General features: G+C 74.0%; 13 protein-coding genes. 7 read left to right on the forward strand and 6 right to left on the reverse strand.

Annotated features, from left to right (window positions below; translation table 11 throughout):
- The 3 genes from IE251_RS15665 to IE251_RS15675 all read right to left on the reverse strand — a co-directional run.
- Nucleotides 1–468 (reverse strand): alcohol dehydrogenase catalytic domain-containing protein (locus IE251_RS15665; protein WP_373302006.1); only part of this gene is annotated, 468 nt, incomplete at its 3' end.
- Between the two features lie 443 nt (nucleotides 469–911).
- The gene (locus IE251_RS15670; protein WP_189753555.1) at nucleotides 912–1724 is read right to left on the reverse strand and encodes a TetR family transcriptional regulator; all 813 of its coding nucleotides are present in this window, start codon (nucleotides 1722–1724) and stop codon (nucleotides 912–914) included.
- Nucleotides 1725–1860: 136 nt separating this feature from the next.
- Complete coding sequence (locus IE251_RS15675; RefSeq protein ID WP_189753556.1) at nucleotides 1861–3675, reverse strand: 3-hydroxyacyl-CoA dehydrogenase family protein; 1815 nt, start codon at nucleotides 3673–3675, stop codon at nucleotides 1861–1863.
- 435 nt (nucleotides 3676–4110) lie between these two features.
- Between IE251_RS15675 and IE251_RS15680 the strand changes: the two genes are divergently transcribed.
- Nucleotides 4111–4692, forward strand: a complete 582-nt coding sequence (locus tag IE251_RS15680; protein WP_189753557.1) for an adenylosuccinate lyase — start codon at nucleotides 4111–4113, stop codon at nucleotides 4690–4692.
- Nucleotides 4693–4699: 7 nt separating this feature from the next.
- Here the strand turns inward: IE251_RS15680 and IE251_RS15685 are convergent, their stop codons facing one another.
- From IE251_RS15685 to IE251_RS15695, 3 genes are all read right to left on the reverse strand, one after another.
- A complete protein-coding gene (locus IE251_RS15685) occupies nucleotides 4700–5224 on the reverse strand; it encodes a GNAT family N-acetyltransferase (protein WP_189753558.1) in 525 nt (174 codons plus the stop codon).
- 58 nt (nucleotides 5225–5282) lie between these two features.
- Entirely contained in the window at nucleotides 5283–6833 is a 1551-nt protein-coding gene (locus IE251_RS15690; RefSeq protein ID WP_189753559.1) for an alpha/beta hydrolase, read from the reverse strand.
- A gap of 147 nt (nucleotides 6834–6980) precedes the next feature.
- The gene (locus IE251_RS15695; RefSeq protein ID WP_189753560.1) at nucleotides 6981–8030 is read right to left on the reverse strand and encodes an Rv2578c family radical SAM protein; all 1050 of its coding nucleotides are present in this window, start codon (nucleotides 8028–8030) and stop codon (nucleotides 6981–6983) included.
- A gap of 132 nt (nucleotides 8031–8162) precedes the next feature.
- Between IE251_RS15695 and IE251_RS15700 the strand changes: the two genes are divergently transcribed.
- The 6 genes from IE251_RS15700 to IE251_RS15725 all read left to right on the forward strand — a co-directional run bounded on the left by IE251_RS15700 (nucleotide 8163) and on the right by IE251_RS15725 (nucleotide 16815).
- Nucleotides 8163–8606, forward strand: a complete 444-nt coding sequence (locus IE251_RS15700) for an SRPBCC family protein (RefSeq protein ID WP_189753561.1) — start codon at nucleotides 8163–8165, stop codon at nucleotides 8604–8606.
- A 161-nt stretch (nucleotides 8607–8767) separates the two neighbouring features.
- On the forward strand, nucleotides 8768–11173 hold the full coding sequence (locus IE251_RS15705; RefSeq protein ID WP_189753562.1) for an MFS transporter: 2406 nt from the start codon (nucleotides 8768–8770) through the stop codon (nucleotides 11171–11173).
- Between the two features lie 155 nt (nucleotides 11174–11328).
- Nucleotides 11329–13791, forward strand: a complete 2463-nt coding sequence (locus IE251_RS15710) for an ATP-binding SpoIIE family protein phosphatase (RefSeq protein WP_189753563.1) — start codon at nucleotides 11329–11331, stop codon at nucleotides 13789–13791.
- 103 nt (nucleotides 13792–13894) lie between these two features.
- The gene (locus tag IE251_RS15715; RefSeq protein ID WP_189753564.1) at nucleotides 13895–14614 is read left to right on the forward strand and encodes a class I SAM-dependent methyltransferase; all 720 of its coding nucleotides are present in this window, start codon (nucleotides 13895–13897) and stop codon (nucleotides 14612–14614) included.
- A gap of 70 nt (nucleotides 14615–14684) precedes the next feature.
- Nucleotides 14685–15518, forward strand: a complete 834-nt coding sequence (locus tag IE251_RS15720) for a M55 family metallopeptidase (protein WP_189753565.1) — start codon at nucleotides 14685–14687, stop codon at nucleotides 15516–15518.
- Complete coding sequence (locus tag IE251_RS15725) at nucleotides 15511–16815, forward strand: M20/M25/M40 family metallo-hydrolase (RefSeq protein ID WP_189753566.1); 1305 nt, start codon at nucleotides 15511–15513, stop codon at nucleotides 16813–16815. Before IE251_RS15720 ends, IE251_RS15725 begins: the two co-directional genes overlap by 8 nt.

Raw genomic sequence — 16815 nt, forward strand, 5'->3', positions numbered from 1 at the left:
GTGGCCGTCGGGCGACTCCAGCTCCACGCTCAGGCAGTGCGCGACGACCTCGTCACCGGGCTGCCAGGCGTTCACGCCGGGGCCGGTGCGCAGCACCACACCCGCGAGGTCGGAACCGATGATGTGGTACGGCAGGTCATGGCGCTTGGTCAGCGGCGACAGCCTGCCGTAGCGCTCCAGGAAGGCGAACGTCGACACCGGCTCGAAGATCGAGGTCCACACCGAGTTGTAGTTGACCGAGGAGGCCATCACGGCCACCAGGGCCTCGCCGGGGCCCAGTTCGGGCACCGGCACCTCGTCCAGGTGGATCGACTTGCGCGGGTCCTTGTCGCGGGTCTCAAGGCCCGCGAACATCTCCGTCTCGTCCTTGTGGACGGTGATCGCGCGGTACGACTCGGGCAGCGGCAGGGCGGCGAAGTCGGCGGACGTGGCGTCCTGCGACTGGATCGCGTCCAGGATGTCCTTCACGGTCACGGTGTTGCCTCCGGCGGTGAGCGCCCTGAGGGAGGGGCGCCTGAGGGTTCGTCGGTGCTGGGATGCGTGCTGCTGAGGGTGTGGGAAGGGGGTGCCGTCGGTTCGGCGGGGTGGTGCTTCGGCAGCGCTTTGTGGCGCGGGAGGGTGCCTGTGACGCAGGCGTCCGGGCGCGCGGGCCATGAGCCCTCGGGGACAGCCGGCGAGCGGGTGATCGCTGCTCGCCGGCCGCCCGGACACCCCCAACGTATGACACGCCGTGACAGGTGACAAGGCACTGAGTGCCAGAAATTGCTCTCAGATGAAATCTTTACGTAACAGATGAGCGATGATCGATCAACGCTCGGCAAGCGAAACGGGCAGTGGGCGGCACTCAGTGCCACTCACTGCCCGTCTGTCGCGGTCCGGCCGGTTACGGCCGTTGTTTTCCGGCCGCTCCGCTACGACCGTTCCTTCAGCGCCTGTTCGATGGTGCGCATCACCTCGTCGAGCGGGGCGTCGGTGCGGGCCACCGTCACCAGGACCTCGCCCTGGGCGCCGGAGGCGGCCGCCGGGGTGCGCGGCGTGCTCTCCCGGCCGGCGCCGATGCCGGTGCCGAAGGTCCGGCGGACGATCGCGAACGCGTGGTCGAGCTGGGCCTCCACGTCCCCCTGGCCGCCCGCCCGCAGCCAGCGTCTGAGCACGTGGTTGTGCGCGGTGACCACGGCCGAGGCGGCGACCTCCGCCAGCAGCGGGTCGTCGTTGGCGTCGTCGGCGTGCGCGTGCTCGTCGAAGTGGCCGAGCAGATACCGGGTGAACAGGCGCTCGTAGCGGGCCACGGAGGCGATCTCGGCCTCGCGCAGGGTGGGCACCTCGCGCGTGAGCTTGTAGCGGGCCACCGAGATCTCCGGCGCGGCGGCGTACATCCTCATGACCTCTTTGATGCCCCGGCACACGGTGTCGAGCGGGTGCTCGTGCGCGGGGGCGGCGTTGAGCACCGCCTCGGCGCGGACCAGCGTGTCGTCGTGGTCCGGGAAGATGGCCTCTTCCTTGGAGCGGAAGTGGCGGAAGAAGGTGCGCCGGGCGACCCCGGCCGCGGCGGCGATCTCGTCGACGGTGGTGGCCTCGTACCCCTTGGTCGCGAACAGCTCCATGGCTGCTGCCGCCAGTTCCCGGCGCATTTTGAGCCGCTGGGCGGCGGCGCGACTGCCTGCGGCACTTTCCGGCGCGTCGGGCGTAGCTGGTGTACGTGAGGACTTGGCGGGCTGGGACATGACCCGAACGTACTGCATGTGCGCACGTTGATGCGCAGGTCCGGGAGGTCCCCCGCCCGCCGGGGGCGGGGGAGCGGCGGCCGGGTCGAGCAGCCCGCCCCAGTCCGGCTCCGTCCGGAACCAGTCGCCGGCGCCGTCAGCGGCGGGCATACTCGCGGAAGCCGCGGCCGGTCTTGCGGCCGAGGCAGCCCGCGGCCACCAGGTGCTCCAGCAGCGGCGCCGGGGCGAGACCGGGCTCGCGGAACTCGCGGTGCAGCACCTTCTCGATGGCCAGCGAGACGTCCAGGCCGACCACGTCCAGCAGTTCGAACGGGCCCATCGGGTAGCCGCCGCCCAGCTTCATCGCCGCGTCGATGTCGTCCAGGGACGCGTAGTGCTCCTGCACCATCTTGACCGCGTTGTTGAGGTACGGGAACAGCAGCGCGTTGACGATGAACCCGGCCCGGTCGCCGCAGTCCACCGCGTGCTTCTTGATCCGGCCGCAGACCTCGCGCACGGTCGCGTGGACGTCGTCGGCCGTCAGCACCGTGCGGACCACCTCGACCAGCTTCATCGCCGGGGCCGGGTTGAAGAAGTGCATCCCGATCACGTCCTGCGGGCGCGAGGTGGCGCGGGCGCAGGCGACCACCGGCAGCGAGGAGGTGGTGGTGGCCAGGACCGCGCCCGGCTTGCACACCTTGTCCAGCGCCGCGAACAGCTGCCGCTTGACGTCCAGGTCCTCCGCGACCGCCTCCACCGCCAGGTCCACCTCGGCGAAGGCGTCGTAGGAGCCCGCCGGGACGATCCGCCCCAGGGTCTCGGCGGCGGCCTCGGCGGTCAGCCGGCCCTTGTCGACGGAGCGGGCCAGCGACTTGCCGACGCGCGCCTTGGCCGCCTGCGCCTTCTCCTCGCTGCGGGCGGCGAGGACCACGTCGTAGCCGGCCTTGGCGAAGACCTCGGCGATGCCGGACGCCATGGTGCCCGAGCCGGCCACGCCCACGGAGCGCACCGGCCGGCCCCCGGCCCGGCCCTCCCCGGCCGCCGGGGTCAGCGCGTCCGGGACGACCGTCGCGCTGCCCGGCGCCGCGTAGGTGTAGAAGCCGCGCCCGGCCTTGCGGCCGGTCAGGCCCGCCTCGCTGAGCTGCCCCAGGATGGGGGCGGGCGCGTGCAGCCGGTCCCGGGACTCGGCGTACATGGCCTCCAGGACCGTCCGCGCGGTGTCGACACCGATCAGGTCCAGCAGGGCGAGCGGGCCCATCGGCAGCCCGCAGCCGAGCCGCATCGCCGCGTCGATGTCCTCGCGGGAGGCGTACTTCGCCTCGTACATGGCCGCGGCCTGGTTCAGATAGCCGAACAGCAGCCCGTCCGCGACGAAGCCGGGGCGGTCGCCGACGGCCACCGGCTCCTTGCCCAGCTCGATCGCCAGGGCGGTGACGGCGGCGACGGCCTGCGGCGCGGTGAGCACCGAGGAGACCACCTCCACCAGCTTCATGGCCGGCGCCGGGTTGAAGAAGTGCAGGCCGAGCACCCGCTCGGGGCGCGCCGAGCCGGCCGCCAGCCGGGTCACCGACAGCGCGTTGGTGCCGGTCGCCAGGATGGTGTCGGGACGGACGATGCCGTCCAGCTCGCCCAGGATCTGCTGCTTGATCTCGTACGACTCCGGGGCCACCTCGATGACCAGGTCCGCGTCGGCCGCCGCGGTGAGGTCGGTGGCGGTGCGCACCCGGGCCAGCATCCCGGCGCGCTCCTCGTCGGTGAGCCGGCCGCGCCGCACGGCGTGGGCGGTGGCGGCCTCCAGGGCGGCGAGCGCCCGGGCCGCCTGGTCCTCGCCGACATCGATGCCGATCACCTCGCGGCCGGCCTTCGCCAGGACCTCGGCGATGCCGGTGCCCATGGTGCCGAGGCCGACGACGGCGACCTTCTTCAGCGGGGACGACGGGGACAGAGGGGTGTCGGACAGGGGAGTGGCCATCGCGGGACTCCAGGAATGAGGGTGACGACGAGGAGCGCGCCGGATGCGCCGGCGGAGGGCGCACCACGGAGCGGAAGGGAGCGCCGGGTGCGCCGGAGCGCACCACGGAGCCGGAGAAACGCGGGTGTTGCCGGGCTGCGAGCGCACACGCCCGGTGAGCGCCGCCGGGCCACGGGCGCGTCCACGCCCGCACACGGCGGGGGATCCGACCGGCTCTGTCCCGAAGCCGGGTCGTACCGCGGTACGTACGGCGTACCGAACCGACGGAAAAGCTCGCTCGCGACGGCCGCGTCACCAGACCGTCGCCAGCGGAGTGCGAGGGGTACTCGCTCGTCTGAGCTTAACCGGCGGGTAACGAGCGCGCCAGCCCCTCGGGGCAATCCTTCCGTGTGAGGTGTCTCCCCCGTCCGCCGCGACCCGCCTACGCTGGACCTCGTGGACGAAGAGGAGCGCTCGCTCACGGAACGCTTACGGCAGGAGTCGGGCGGCACGGCCGCGTTCGACCGCCTGCTCGCCACCGGGGACCACGACGAACTCGCCGAGGTGCTCACCGCCCCCGGACAGCCCCTGTGGGCCAGGGAACTGGCCGCCTTCCGGCTCGGCCGGGCGGGCGACCGGCGCGCCTTCGAGGCCCTGGTGCTGCTGCTGAACCACCGCGACCCGCCGCGCTGCGCCTCCGCCGCGCACGCCCTCGCCCGCCTCGGCGACCCCCGCACCGCCCGGGCCGCCGCCGCCCTCGCCACCAACGAACTGCGCGTCGCCTACGCCCTGCACCCGGTACGTCTCCTGGTCGCCCTGCGCGCCCCGGAGGCCGTGCCCGCGCTGATCACCACCCTGGAGCGGCGGCTCGGCCCGCACGACCCCTACCGGAAGGTCGCCCTCGCCTGTGTGGAGGGCCTGGGCACGCTCGGCGACGACCGCGCCCGGCGGGTGCTGAACGAGGCGCTGGCGCACCCCGCGCTCGCCGAGGCGGCGGTGCGCGCGCTGGCCCGGCTCCCGCAGCAGCGGCCCGCCTGACGCCCGGTCAAACGGCCGGGCCGAGCACGTACCGCACCTCGGGCACGGGCACGCCGTCCGCCTCGAAGGGCTCCTCCGCGCCGTCGGCCCGGAACCCGGCGCGCTCGTAGAAGCGGCGCGCGGGCGCGTTGCCCTTGAGCACCCACAGCAGCAGGCGCGCGCCGGCCGGGCACCGCCCGGCCGCCGCGGCCAGCAGCGCCTGTCCGATTCCGCGCCCGAGGTGGGCCGGATCGACGTAGATCGCGTACAGCTCGGCGTCCGCCGTGCGCGTCTCCCCGTCGCGGTACGGCCCGACCGCCGCCCACCCGAGCACCCGGCCGTCCCGCTCGGCGACCAGGTTCACCACTTCTCCGTCGCCGCGCGCGAACCGCTCCCGCCGCCGCTCGGCGTCCGCCGCCACGTCGAGCCGGTCCAGATACGGCTGCGGCACGAGCGCCCGGTAGGCGTGCTGCCAGCCGCGCACGCGGATCTCCGAGACGCGGTCGCAGTCGGCGAGGGTCATCGGGCGGATGCGTGTATACGGCTCGTCCATGACGGAACCCTAGGGGCGGACACCGGGTGACGGCCGGGAATTTCGGCGCTCCTCCGCGCTACCGGCGGACACCCAGCAGGCCGTGCAGGACCGCACCCCGGGAGACCGCCGCCGACTTCGCCGACAGCGGCTCGGGCTCCGGCGACCTGGGGCAGACCGCGTCGGCCGGGCCCGTGCCGCGCGGCACCGTGCCGTCGGCCAGATACGCGGCCAGATACCGGTCCAGGCAGGCGTTGCCGCTCAGCGTGATGCCGTGGTTGCCGCCGCCCTGCTCGACCACCAGGCTGGAGCGGGCCAGCAGCCGGTGCACCGCGACCCCGCCGGCGTACGGGGTGGCCGCGTCGCCGGTCGCCTGGAAGAGCAGCGCGGGCGGCAGCGCGTCCCCCGCGATGTCCACCGGCCGCAGCGGAGCCACCGGCCAGAACGCGCACGGCGCGTTGTACCAGGCGTTGTTCCAGGCCATCACCGGCGCCTTCGCGTGCGCCGCCCAGGTGTCCGCCCGCCACCGGTGCCAGTCGCGCGGCCAGGGGGCGTCCCGGCACTGCACCGCCGTGTAGACGCTGTAGCCGTTGTCGCCCTCGGCGTCCACGGCGGCGAGCCTGTCGTACGCGGCCAGCAGCGGCCCGGTGTCCCCCCGGTGCGCGTAGGCCGCGAACGCCTCGGCGAGGTGCGGCCAGTAGCCGTCGTAGTAGCCGCCGGGCGTGAAGGTGTCCTCCAGCTCCGCCGCGCCCACCCGGCCCCCGGCGGGCCCGCGCGCCAGCGCCGCCCGCATCGCGTACCAGCGGGCCTCGATCCGCGCGGGGGCCGTGCCGAGCCCGTAGTGCGCGTCGTGCCGGGCGATCCAGGCCATCAGCGCGCGGTGGCGGTCGTCGAAGGCGTGGTCCTGGGCGAGGTTGTCCTCGTACCAGACGCCGGCCGGGTCGACGATCGAGTCCAGCACCAGCCGGTGCACCCGCCCGGGATACAGCTTCGCGTACACCGCGCCCAGATAGGTGCCGTAGGAGTAGCCGAAGTAGCTGATCCGGGGCGCGCCGAGGGCCCGGCGGACCACCTCCAGGTCCCGGGCCGCGCTCACCGTGTCCAGGTACGGCAGCACGTCCGCGTACCTGCGGCCGCAGGCCTCGGCGAAGGAGCGCGCGCGGTCGAGGTTCGCCCGCTCCAGCGCGGGGGTGGCCGGGACGGAGTCCGGGCGGGGGGCGGCGAAGTGGCCGGGCGCACAGGTCAGGGCGGGCGTGCTGCGGCCGACCCCGCGCGGGTCGAAGCCGATGACGTCGTAGCGGGCCGCCACGCTCCTCGGCAGCGCCGAGGCGACGAACCCGGCCAGCTCCAGCCCGCTGCCGCCGGGGCCGCCGGGGTTGACCAGCAGCGGGCCCTCGGAGGTCCGGGCGGTGTGCGGGACGCGGGTCAGGGCGAGCGTGATCCGCCGGCCCGCCGGGTCGGCGTGGTCCAGCGGCACCCGCACCGAGGCGCACTGGAGCGTGGGGTGGTCGTGGGTGGCGCACGCCGTCCAGACGGGCGCGGGGGCGGTGGCCGCCCGGGCGGGGGCGGCGGTGAGCGAGCCCGCCACCACGGCGGCGACCGCGCCCAGCGCGGCTGCGCGTGTTCTCATACGGGTCCTCCCGGGACGCGGGGACGCGGCGGACCGTGCGGCACGGTTCCGCCCGGATCGTCCCGGCGCCGGGGCTTCGGAGAACCCGGCTTCGCGATACTTGACCCGATCGGGCCGCGGGATGCCCCTGAACGCGCCCCGGCCCGCTCACATCAGGCTGAGCTGCACCGGTTCCGCCGGGCCGGGGGCCGGCGCGGGCGCGGGTGCGGCCGGGCGGATCCGGCGGGCCCGCCCGGAGCGGGCGGGCCCGATGCCGTACTCCTCGGCCAGCTCGTGCACCTGACGGGTGATGCGGCGCTGGTACCACCTCGGCGCGTAGGCGCCCTCCGCGTACAGCCGCTCGTAGCGGGGCACCAGGTGCGGGTGGTGGCGGCCGAGCCAGGTCATGAACCACTCCCGGGCGCCCGGGCGCAGATGCAGCACCAGCGGGGTGACGGAGACCGCCCCGGCCGCCGCGATCGCCCGCACGGTCTCCCGCAGCCGCTCGGGGTCGTCGCTCAGGAACGGGATCACCGGCGCCATCAGCACCCCGCAGCCGATGCCGTGCTCGCCGAAGGCGCGGACGACCTCCAGCCGGCGCTCGGGCGCGGGCGTGCCCGGTTCCACCGTGCGCCACAGCTCGGTGTCCAGGAAGCCGACGGAGACGGACACGCCCACGTCCGTCACCCCGGCCGCGCGGACCAGCAGCGGCAGGTCGCGCAGGATCAGGGTGCCCTTGGTGAGGATCGAGAACGGGTTCGCGTGGTCGGTGAGCGCGGAGATGATGCCCGGCATCAGCCGGTAGCGGCCCTCGGCGCGCTGGTAGCAGTCGACGTTCGTGCCCATCGCCACGTGCTCGCCCCGCCAGCGGCGCGAGCCGAGCTGGCGGCGCAGCACCTCGGGGGCGTTGACCTTGACCACGATCTGGGTGTCGAAGCCGATGCCCGTGTCCAGGTCCAGATAGCCGTGGGTGGCGCGGGCGAAGCAGTACACGCACGCGTGCGAGCAGCCCCGGTAGGGATTGACCGTCCACTCGAACGGCATGCGCGAGGCGCCCGGCACCCGGTTGAGCACCGAGCGCGCCCGCACCTCGTGGAAGGTGATCCCGCGGAACTCGGGCGTGTCGAACGTCCGGGTGGTCACGGCGTCCGCGCCGAACAGCGCGGTGTCGGCGGCCCGGCCGTGGTCGCCGTCCTCGGTGAGGTTGTCCCAGCGCATGACGCCTCCTCGGTAGCACTGGGCACAGAATAGAACATGTGTTCCCATGATCGCCGGGACCCCGATTTGGGCCGCCGGGTACCGGGGTGGTTGGCTTGCCCCGTACCGGAAGACAGGTCCTGGAGGAACGCAATGGCGCAGGTCGAGGCCACTACCGAGCGGGTCGTCGCGGCGGACGCGGAGAAGGTGTTCGACGCCCTCGCCGACTACCGCGGCACCCGGCAGAAGCTGCTGCCCGAACACTTCAGCGAGTACGAGGTGCGCGAGGGCGGCGACGGCGAGGGCACCCTCGTCCACTGGAAGCTCCAGGCCACCAGCAAGCGGGTGCGCGACTGCCTGCTCGAGGTGACCGAGCCCACCGACGGCGAGCTCGTCGAGAAGGACCGCAACTCCTCCATGGTCACCACCTGGCGCGTCACCCCGGCCGGCGAGAGCCGCTCCCGCGTGGTCGTCACCACCACCTGGCAGGGCGCCGGCGGCATCGGCGGCTTCTTCGAGCGGACCTTCGCGCCCAAGGGTCTCGGCCGGATCTACGACGCCCTGCTCGCCAACCTCGCCGCCGAGGTCGAGAAGTAGCCCAACCACCCACCGGTGCAAGGGCGTTGACCTCCGGTCGGCCCCTTCACCGGTTCGAGTGGATCTCCGGTCCGGGCCGGGCGGAGCCGTAACCTCAGGCAACCGGTCCCCGTTGTCGCCTCACGCGGGAAACGCGCGAGGCGCAACGAGGGGAGCGGTCCGTGGGCGGGACGACACTGGCGCAGCAGGAGCCGGACGTGGCACCGGCGGCCGGCGAGACGTCCGCGACCGCGCCGCCGCCCCCCGCGCCCGCCGTGCCGCTGACGCCCCGCCGGGTCCGGCTGGTGTTCTCCGGGCTGATGCTGGCGCTGCTGCTGGCGGCCCTGGACCAGATGATCGTCGCCACCGCCCTGCCCAAGGTCGTCGGCGAACTGCACGGCCTGGACAAGATGTCCTGGGCCATCACCGCCTACCTGCTCACCTCCACCATCGGCCTGCCCCTGTACGGCAAGCTCGGCGACCTCGTCGGCCGCAAGGGCGTCTTCCAGTTCGCCATCGCCGTCTTCGTCGTCGGCTCCGCGCTCGCCGGCCGGGCCGGCAGCATGGACCAGCTGGTCCTCTACCGCGCGCTCCAGGGCGTCGGCGCGGGCGGCCTCATGATCGGCGTGCAGGCCATCATCGCCGACATCGTGCCGCCCCGGGAACGCGGCCGGTACATGGGACTGATCGGCGCCGTCTTCGGCCTCGCCTCCGTCGCCGGCCCGCTGCTCGGCGGCTACTTCACCGACCACCTCTCCTGGCGCTGGTGCTTCTACGTCAACGTCCCCTTCGGCCTGGTCACCTTCGCGGTCGTCACCGTCGTGCTGAAACTGCCCCGGCCGCCCGTGCGGGCCCGGCTCGACGTGCCCGGCGCCATCCTGCTCGCCGCCGCCTCCACCTGCCTGGTGCTGCTCACCAGCTGGGGCGGCACCGAGTACGCCTGGGACTCCCGGCTCATCCTCCTCCTCGGCGCCGGCGCCCTCGTCAGCACCGTCCTCTTCCTGCTCGCCGAGCACCTCGCCGCCGAACCCCTCATCCCGCTCCGGCTGTTCCGCGACTCCGTGTTCACCGTCAGCGGCCTGGTCGGCCTGGTCATCGGCGTCGCCCTGTTCGGCGCCGCCAGCTATCTGCCGACCTTCCTGCAGATGGTCGACGGGGCCAGCGCCACCGAGTCCGGACTGCTGATGCTGCCCATGATGGCCGGGATCGTCGGCGCCTCCATCATCGGCGGCCACCTCATCAGCCACACCGGCCGCTACCGGATCTACCCCGTGCTCGGCAGCGCCGTCTCCGTCGTCGGCATGTGGCTGCTGTCCCGGCTCCAGACCGACACGCCCCGGCTGCACTACAGCATCTGGATGGCCGTCCTCGGCACCGGCATCGGCCTGGTCATGCCCGTGCTCGTCCTCGCCGTGCAGAACTCCGTACGCCCCGCCGACCTCGGCAGCGCCACCAGCGCCAACAACTACTTCCGGCAGATCGGCGGCAGCGTCGGCGCCGCCGTCTTCGGCACCCTCTTCGCCCAGCGGCTCACCTCCGCGCTCCGCGCCGAGCTGCCCCCAGGCACGGGCACCCGCCTGCCCGCCGCCGACTCGATCACCCCGCAGCTCGTCCACGCGCTGCCCCCGGCCCTGCGCGACGCCTACATCCGCGCCTACGCCGACGCGATGCCCCGGGTCTTCCTCTACCTCGTCCCGGTGCTCGCCCTCGGTCTGCTCATCGCCTGCTTCCTCAAGGAGAAACCCCTGGTGTCCCACCACGCCCCCGCCACCGACCAGGAGACCGCGCCGGTGAACGTCCCGCTCCCGCACGCCCGTTCGCCGTTCACCGCCGGGATCCCCGTGTGCGGCACGGTGCAGCACCCCGACGGCACCGTGGTGCCCCGCGCGGCGCTCACCCTCATCGACATCGCCGGGCAGCAGGTCGGCCGGGGCGCCAGCGGCGAGGACGGGCGGTACGCGCTCGGCACGCCCGGCCCCGGCTCCTACGTGCTGATCGCCGCCGCCGGCGGACACCAGCCGCAGGCCGTCTCCGTCACCGTCGGCGAACGCCCCGTCGAACTCGACGTCGTCCTCGGCGGCGCCGGACGCCTGGCCGGCAGCGTGCTCACCGCCGACGGCAGCCCCGTCCGGGACGCCACCGTCACCCTCACCAACGTGCACGGCGAGGTCGTCGCCACCACCCGCAGCGGCCGCGAGGGCGGCTACGTCATCACCGAGCTGGTGGCCGGCGAGTACACCCTCGCCGCCAGCGCCCCCGCCTTCCGGCCCGCCGCGCTCCCGGTCACCGTGCAGGCCTCCCGCGAGACCCGGCAGGACGTCGAGCTCGCGGGCGGCGCCGTACTGCGCGGCACCGTCCGGGCCGGCGGCGGACGCCCCGTGGAGGAGGCCCGGGTGACCCTGCTCGACGCCGCCGGCAACGTCGTCGACACCCTGACCACCGGAGCCGACGGAACGTTCCGGTTCGTGGACCTCTCCTCCGGCGAGTACACCGTCATCGCCGCGGGCTACCCGCCGGTCGCCACCGTGCTCCAGGTCGCGGGGGGCGGACGCACCGAGCGCGACCTCCAGTTGGGGCACGAGGACTGACCGGGGGGCGCACGCAGCGCGCCGGGCCGTGCGCCGGTGCATCCGGTGCACCCAATTCCAGGATTGCCACACATCGCGACCGGCGGCCGCCTTACCGTAGTGGCGGGCGGCACAGATCGTTTTGCGGACAGCCGTGGGGAGAAAGGGCCTGGGCCATGGACCGTGGCAACGAGCGGGACGCGCCCGCCGGGCGCGGCGTCGGCGACACCGCGGCGGGCCGTGTCCCGCTGGCCGTGGTCGTCGTCGACCGCGCCGGTCTGGTGTCCCACTGGAGCAGCGGTGCGCGGCGTTTGTTCGGCATCGGCCGGGAGGAGGCCGTGGGCCGGCCCGCGGCCGATCTGCTGCCCGTCTCCGGCGCCCTCCACGACGACACGGACGACCCGCACGGCGGTCCCGCGTCGTACGACGGATCCGGCCCCGACCTCGAGGCATCCCTCGACGGGCAGAACGGCTTTCCCCAGGCCGGCTGCGCCCGGCTCTGCCCGCACCCGGAGGGTCCCGGCGCCGAGGACCGGATCGACGTGCTGTGGTGGGCCTACCCGCTGGTCGGCCCGGACCCGTCCCGGCTGCTGGTGCTCGTCGCCGACGCCACCCGGCTGCGCGCCGAACGCGGCCACGACGACGCGACCGCCGAACGCATCACGCCCGGCTTCGCCCGCCACACCGAACTGCCCGCCGCCGAGGACCTCGAACGGCGCCTGCCCGACATCCTGCCCAACATGGGCCCGGGCCTGAGCGCCCGCATCGTCTCCCAGGTCCTCGAACTCGGCTACCCCATCCTGGAGTTCAGCCAGTACGAACGGGTGCCCGTGACCCCGTACTGGGGCGTGCCCCGCCGCCCCGGCCGCAGGACCGCCGAAGCCGTGCCCGGGCCCGTGGCGGCCGGGCACCGGCCCGTGGCCGCCGCGGTCCCGGCCGGCGCCGAGCAGGACCTGGAGTACGCCGCCGTCCGCGAGCGGCTGGAGTTCCTGAACGAGGTCAGCTCCCGCATCGGCTCCTCCCTGGACCTCGGCGAGACCATCCGCGAGGTCACCAGCGCCGCCGTACCCCGGTTCGCGGACTTCGCCGGCACCCACCTGCGCGCCGCGGTACTGGCCGGCGAGGGCTTCCCGGACGGCCCGCCGGACGCCAGCACCGTGATGTTCCGCGTCTGGGTCGAGCACAACGACGAACCCGGCCGCTGGGACGACACCGTGCCCGTCGGCGAGGCCTTCGCCTTCCCCGAGCACACCCCCTTCTACAAGTGCATGGTCACCGGCGAGCCCGTGCTCGTCCCACGGGTCACCGACGAGCTGTCCGAGCGGATCTCCGGCGAGTTCGAGAAGCGCGACCTCAGGCCGCTCATCCGCGGCCGGTCGCTGCTGATCGTCCCGCTCAAGGCACGCAATGTCGTCCTCGGCTTCATGGTGCTGATGCGCCGCCCCGACCGGCCGCAGTTCGACGACATGGACCGCACCACCGGCGCCGAACTCGCCGCCCGCGCGGGCCTCGTGCTGGACAACGCGCGCATGTACACGTACCAGGAGAACGTCGCCGACACCCTCCAGGACAGCATGCTGCCGCAGATCACCCCGCGGATGGCCGGCTGTGACGTCGCCACCCGCTATCTGCCCGGCACCCGGCTCGGCAGGATCGGCGGCGACTGGTTCGACACCATCAAACTGCCCGGCTCCCGCACCGCCCTGGTGGTCGGCGACGTCATGGGCCACGGGCTGAACTCGGCCGCGATGATGGGCCAGTTGCGCACCGCCGTGCAGACCATGGCCGCCATGGAGACCCCACCCGCCCAGCTCCTGCGCAACCTGGACGACCTGGCCCGCCGGCTCGGCGACACCTACCTCGCCACCTGCCTGTACGCGGTCTACGACCCGATCCGCGGCGAGCTGACCCTCGCCAACGCCGGCCACATCCCGCCCGTGCTGGTGCGCGCCGAGGACGGCGGCAGCAGGCTCCTCGACCTGCCCACCGGAGCCCCGATCGGCGTCGGCGGCGTCCCGTTCGAGGCCGTCCGGGTCAGGGTGGCGCCCGGCGACCGGCTGGTGCTGTGCACGGACGGCCTGGTCGAGGTGCGCGGCTCCGACATCGGCGAGGGCCTGGCCGCGCTCTGCGAGTCCGCCGCCCACCCCGCCGCCTCGATGGACGACGCCTGCGACACCATCATCCGCGCGCTGAACACCCGCGGCGGACGCAAGGACGACGTCGCCCTGCTCATGGCGCGCCTCAACGGCATCCCGGACGACCACGTCGCCGAGTGGCGGCTGGAGCCCGTACCGGCCGAGGTGCCCCGGGCCCGCCGCCTGGTGCGCGGGCAACTGCTGGACTGGGGCCTGCCGCAGGCCGTGGAGACCGCCGAACTGCTGGTCAGCGAGGTCGTCACCAACGCCGTGCTGCACGCCGGGAGCGACCGGATCGGCCTGCGGATCGTACGCACCGACGCGCTGCTGTTCGAGGTCACCGACGATGAACCCGCCCTGCCCGCCCTGCTCAGCACCGGCCCCGAGGACGAGTCCGGCCGCGGACTGCGCGTGGTCAGCCGGCTGGCCCGGGAGTGGGGCGCCAGCGCCACCGGGCACCGCAAGACCGTCTGGTTCGAACAGGCCCTCACCCCCGGCCGCTGACCCGCCGGGCCGCACCCCGCCGGGGAACCGTGCCGCGCGACCCTTGCCCCGCGCCGGTCCGCCGCGATATCCCGATCACGGAACCGACCCGTGGGGAGACCGCATGAACATATCGGACACCTATCGCGACGCGTGGGAGAGCTACTGGAGCGAGACCTCCGGTGCCCGGGGGGAGGCGATATGGGACTGCGATCCCGCGCTGAGCGCCGCACCGCACAGCGAACTCCTCCTGCCGCACGCCGACCCGGGCCGTACGATCGTCGACCTCGGCTGCGGCAACGGCACCCAGACCCGCTATCTGGCCACCCGGTTCGCCCGTGCCGTGGGCGTCGACCTCTCGCACGCGGCCGTCGAACACGCCCGCCGCGCCGCGGGCGACGCCCCCGTGGAGTTCCAGCAGCTCGACCTCACCGACACCGGCGCCGTCCGCGCGCTGCACCGGCGGCTCGGCGACAGCCACGTCTACATGCGGGCCGTCATCCACCAGAGCGAACCGGCCGCGCGCCCCGCGGTGGCCGCCGCCGTCGCCGAGATCATCGGCACCGAGGGCCGTGCCTTCGTGGTCGAGCTGACCTCCGCCTCCCGGGATGTCCTCAGCCGCGCCGCCGCCGGTCCGGCGGGCCCGCCGCCCAAGCTCCGCCGCGTCTTCCACCACGGCCTCAAGCCCGCCGCTGCCCCCGACGAGGAGATCCCGCGCCTGCTCGCCGAGGCCGGCCTCACCGTCCTGGCCGACGGCGAGACCGCCCTGCCGCAGACCGAGTACCTCTCCGACGGCACCCGCATCGACCTGCCGGCCCGCTGGTTCGTCCTCGCCCGGGCCTGACCGGACTCGGGCACCGCGTTCCCCGCCGGGTCGTGGCCAGGGGGCGGCCCGGCGCGTAACGTGACACGGCATGAAGATCCTCATCAGTGCCGACATGGAGGGGGCCACGGGCGTCACCTGGCCCGCCGACGTGCTGCCGGGGACGCCGCAGTGGGAGCGGTGCCGTTCGATGTTCACCTCGGACGTGAACGCCGCCGCGGAGGGCTTCTTCGACGGCGGCGCCGACCGGGTGCTGGTCAACGAGGCCCACTGGACCATGCGCAACCTGCTGCTGGAACGGCTCGACGAGCGGGTGGAGATGCTCACCGGCCGGCACAAGGCGCTGTCGATGGTGGAGGGCGTCCAGCACGGCGACGTCGACGGCATCGCCTTCGTCGGCTACCACGCCGGCGCCGGCATGGAGGGCGTCCTCGCCCACACCTACCTCGCCAACCAGATCACCGGGGTGTGGCTGAACGGCGTCCGCGCCAGCGAGGGTCTGCTCAACGCCCACGTCGTCGCCGAGTACGGCGTCCCGGTCGTCCTCGTCACCGGTGACGACGTGGCCTGCGAGGACGCCCTCGGGTACGCGCCCGAGGCACCGAAGGTGGCCGTCAAGGACCATGTGTCCCGGTACGCGGCCGTGTGCCGGACCCCGGCCCGGACCGCCGCCGACATCCGCGCCGCCGCCAAGGACGCCGCCCGGCTGGCGGTCCGTCACGAACCCGCCGAGGCCGGGCCGTTCACGGTCGCCGTCGAGTTCGACGCCGAGCACCTCGCCCAGGCCGTCACCGTCGTCCCCGGCGTGGCGCGGACCGGCGAGCGGAAGGTGGCGTACACCAGCGCCACCATGTACGAGGGCATCAGGACGTTCAAGGCGGTCACCACGATCGCCTCCGCCGCCGTGGAGGAGCAGTATGGCTGACCCGCAGGCACTCGACGAGGTCGTGGAGTTCACCTCCGGCCTGATCCGTATCGACACCACCAACCGGGGCGGCGGCGACTGCCGGGAGCGGCCGGCCGCCGAGTACGCCGCCGAACGGCTGGCCGGGGCCGGCCTGGAGCCCCTGATGCTGGAGCGCACCCCGGGCCGCACCAATGTGGTGGCCCGGATCGAGGGCACCGACCCGTCCGCCGACGCGCTGCTGGTCCACGGCCACCTGGACGTCGTACCCGCCGAGCCCGCCGACTGGAGCGTGCCGCCGTTCTCCGGGGAGATCCGGGACGGGATGGTGTGGGGGCGGGGCGCCGTCGACATGAAGAACATGGACGCGATGATCCTCGCGGTGGTCCGCTCCTGGGCCCGGCAGGGCGTACGGCCCCGCCGGGACCTGGTCATCGCCTTCACCGCCGACGAGGAGGCCAGTGCCGAGGACGGCTCCGGTTTCCTCGCGGGCAGGCACCCCGAGCTCTTCGAGGGCTGCACGGAAGGCGTCAGCGAGGGAGGCGGCTTCACCTTCCACGACGGCTCCGGCCGGGAGATCTACCCGATCGCGGCGGGGGAGCGGGGCACCGCCTGGCTGAAGCTCACCGCGCGCGGCCGGGCCGGGCACGGTTCCAAGGTCAACCGGGAGAACGCGGTGACCCGGCTGGCCGCCGCCGTCACCCGCATCGGCGAACACGAGTGGCCGACGCGCCTCACCCCCACCGTGCGGGCCGCCCTCGACGCGCTCGCCGCGCTGTACGGCATCGAGGCCGGACGCACCGACGTGGACCGGCTGCTGGAGAAGCTCGGCCCCGCCGCGGGACTGGTCGAGGCGACCGTCCGCAACAGCGCCAACCCCACGATGCTGGACGCCGGTTACAAGCTGAACGTCATCCCCGGGGAGGCGGTCGCCCATGTCGACGGCCGCTATCTGCCCGGCACCGAGGAGGAGTTCGCCGCCACCCTTGACCGGCTCACCGGACCGGACGTCCACTGGGAGTTCGCGCACCGCGAAGTGGCGCTCGAGGCACCGGTGGACTCCCCGCTGTTCGCCGGAATGCGGGCCGCCGTCGAGGAGTTCGCGCCCGGCGGGCACGTCGTGCCGTACTGCATGGCCGGCGGCACGGACGCCAAGCAGTTCTCCCGGCTCGGCATCACCGGCTACGGGTTCGTCCCGCTGAGGGTGCCCGCCGGCTTCGACTACCCGGCGCTGTTCCACGGCGTGGACGAGCGCGTGCCCGTCGAGGCGCTGCGCTTCGGCGTCCGCGTCCTGGACCGCTTCCTGAGGGCGGCCTAG

This window comes from Streptomyces eurythermus (genome assembly GCF_014649115.1).
In the GTDB taxonomy this organism is placed as follows: domain Bacteria; phylum Actinomycetota; class Actinomycetes; order Streptomycetales; family Streptomycetaceae; genus Streptomyces; species Streptomyces eurythermus.

Excerpts from the sequence above, each read along its gene's own strand:
- IE251_RS15670 (WP_189753555.1), bottom strand. The coding sequence starts at position 1,724 with ATGTCCCAGCCCGCCAAGTCCTCACGTACACCAGCTACGCCCGACGCG.
- IE251_RS15675 (WP_189753556.1), bottom strand. The coding sequence starts at position 3,675 with ATGGCCACTCCCCTGTCCGACACCCCTCTGTCCCCGTCGTCCCCGCTG.
- IE251_RS15685 (WP_189753558.1), bottom strand. The coding sequence starts at position 5,224 with ATGGACGAGCCGTATACACGCATCCGCCCGATGACCCTCGCCGACTGC.
- IE251_RS15690 (WP_189753559.1), bottom strand. The coding sequence starts at position 6,833 with ATGAGAACACGCGCAGCCGCGCTGGGCGCGGTCGCCGCCGTGGTGGCG.
- IE251_RS15695 (WP_189753560.1), bottom strand. The coding sequence starts at position 8,030 with ATGCGCTGGGACAACCTCACCGAGGACGGCGACCACGGCCGGGCCGCC.
- IE251_RS15700 (WP_189753561.1), top strand. The coding sequence starts at position 8,163 with ATGGCGCAGGTCGAGGCCACTACCGAGCGGGTCGTCGCGGCGGACGCG.
- IE251_RS15710 (WP_189753563.1), top strand. The coding sequence starts at position 11,329 with ATGGACCGTGGCAACGAGCGGGACGCGCCCGCCGGGCGCGGCGTCGGC.
- IE251_RS15715 (WP_189753564.1), top strand. The coding sequence starts at position 13,895 with ATGAACATATCGGACACCTATCGCGACGCGTGGGAGAGCTACTGGAGC.
- IE251_RS15720 (WP_189753565.1), top strand. The coding sequence starts at position 14,685 with ATGAAGATCCTCATCAGTGCCGACATGGAGGGGGCCACGGGCGTCACC.
- IE251_RS15725 (WP_189753566.1), top strand. The coding sequence starts at position 15,511 with ATGGCTGACCCGCAGGCACTCGACGAGGTCGTGGAGTTCACCTCCGGC.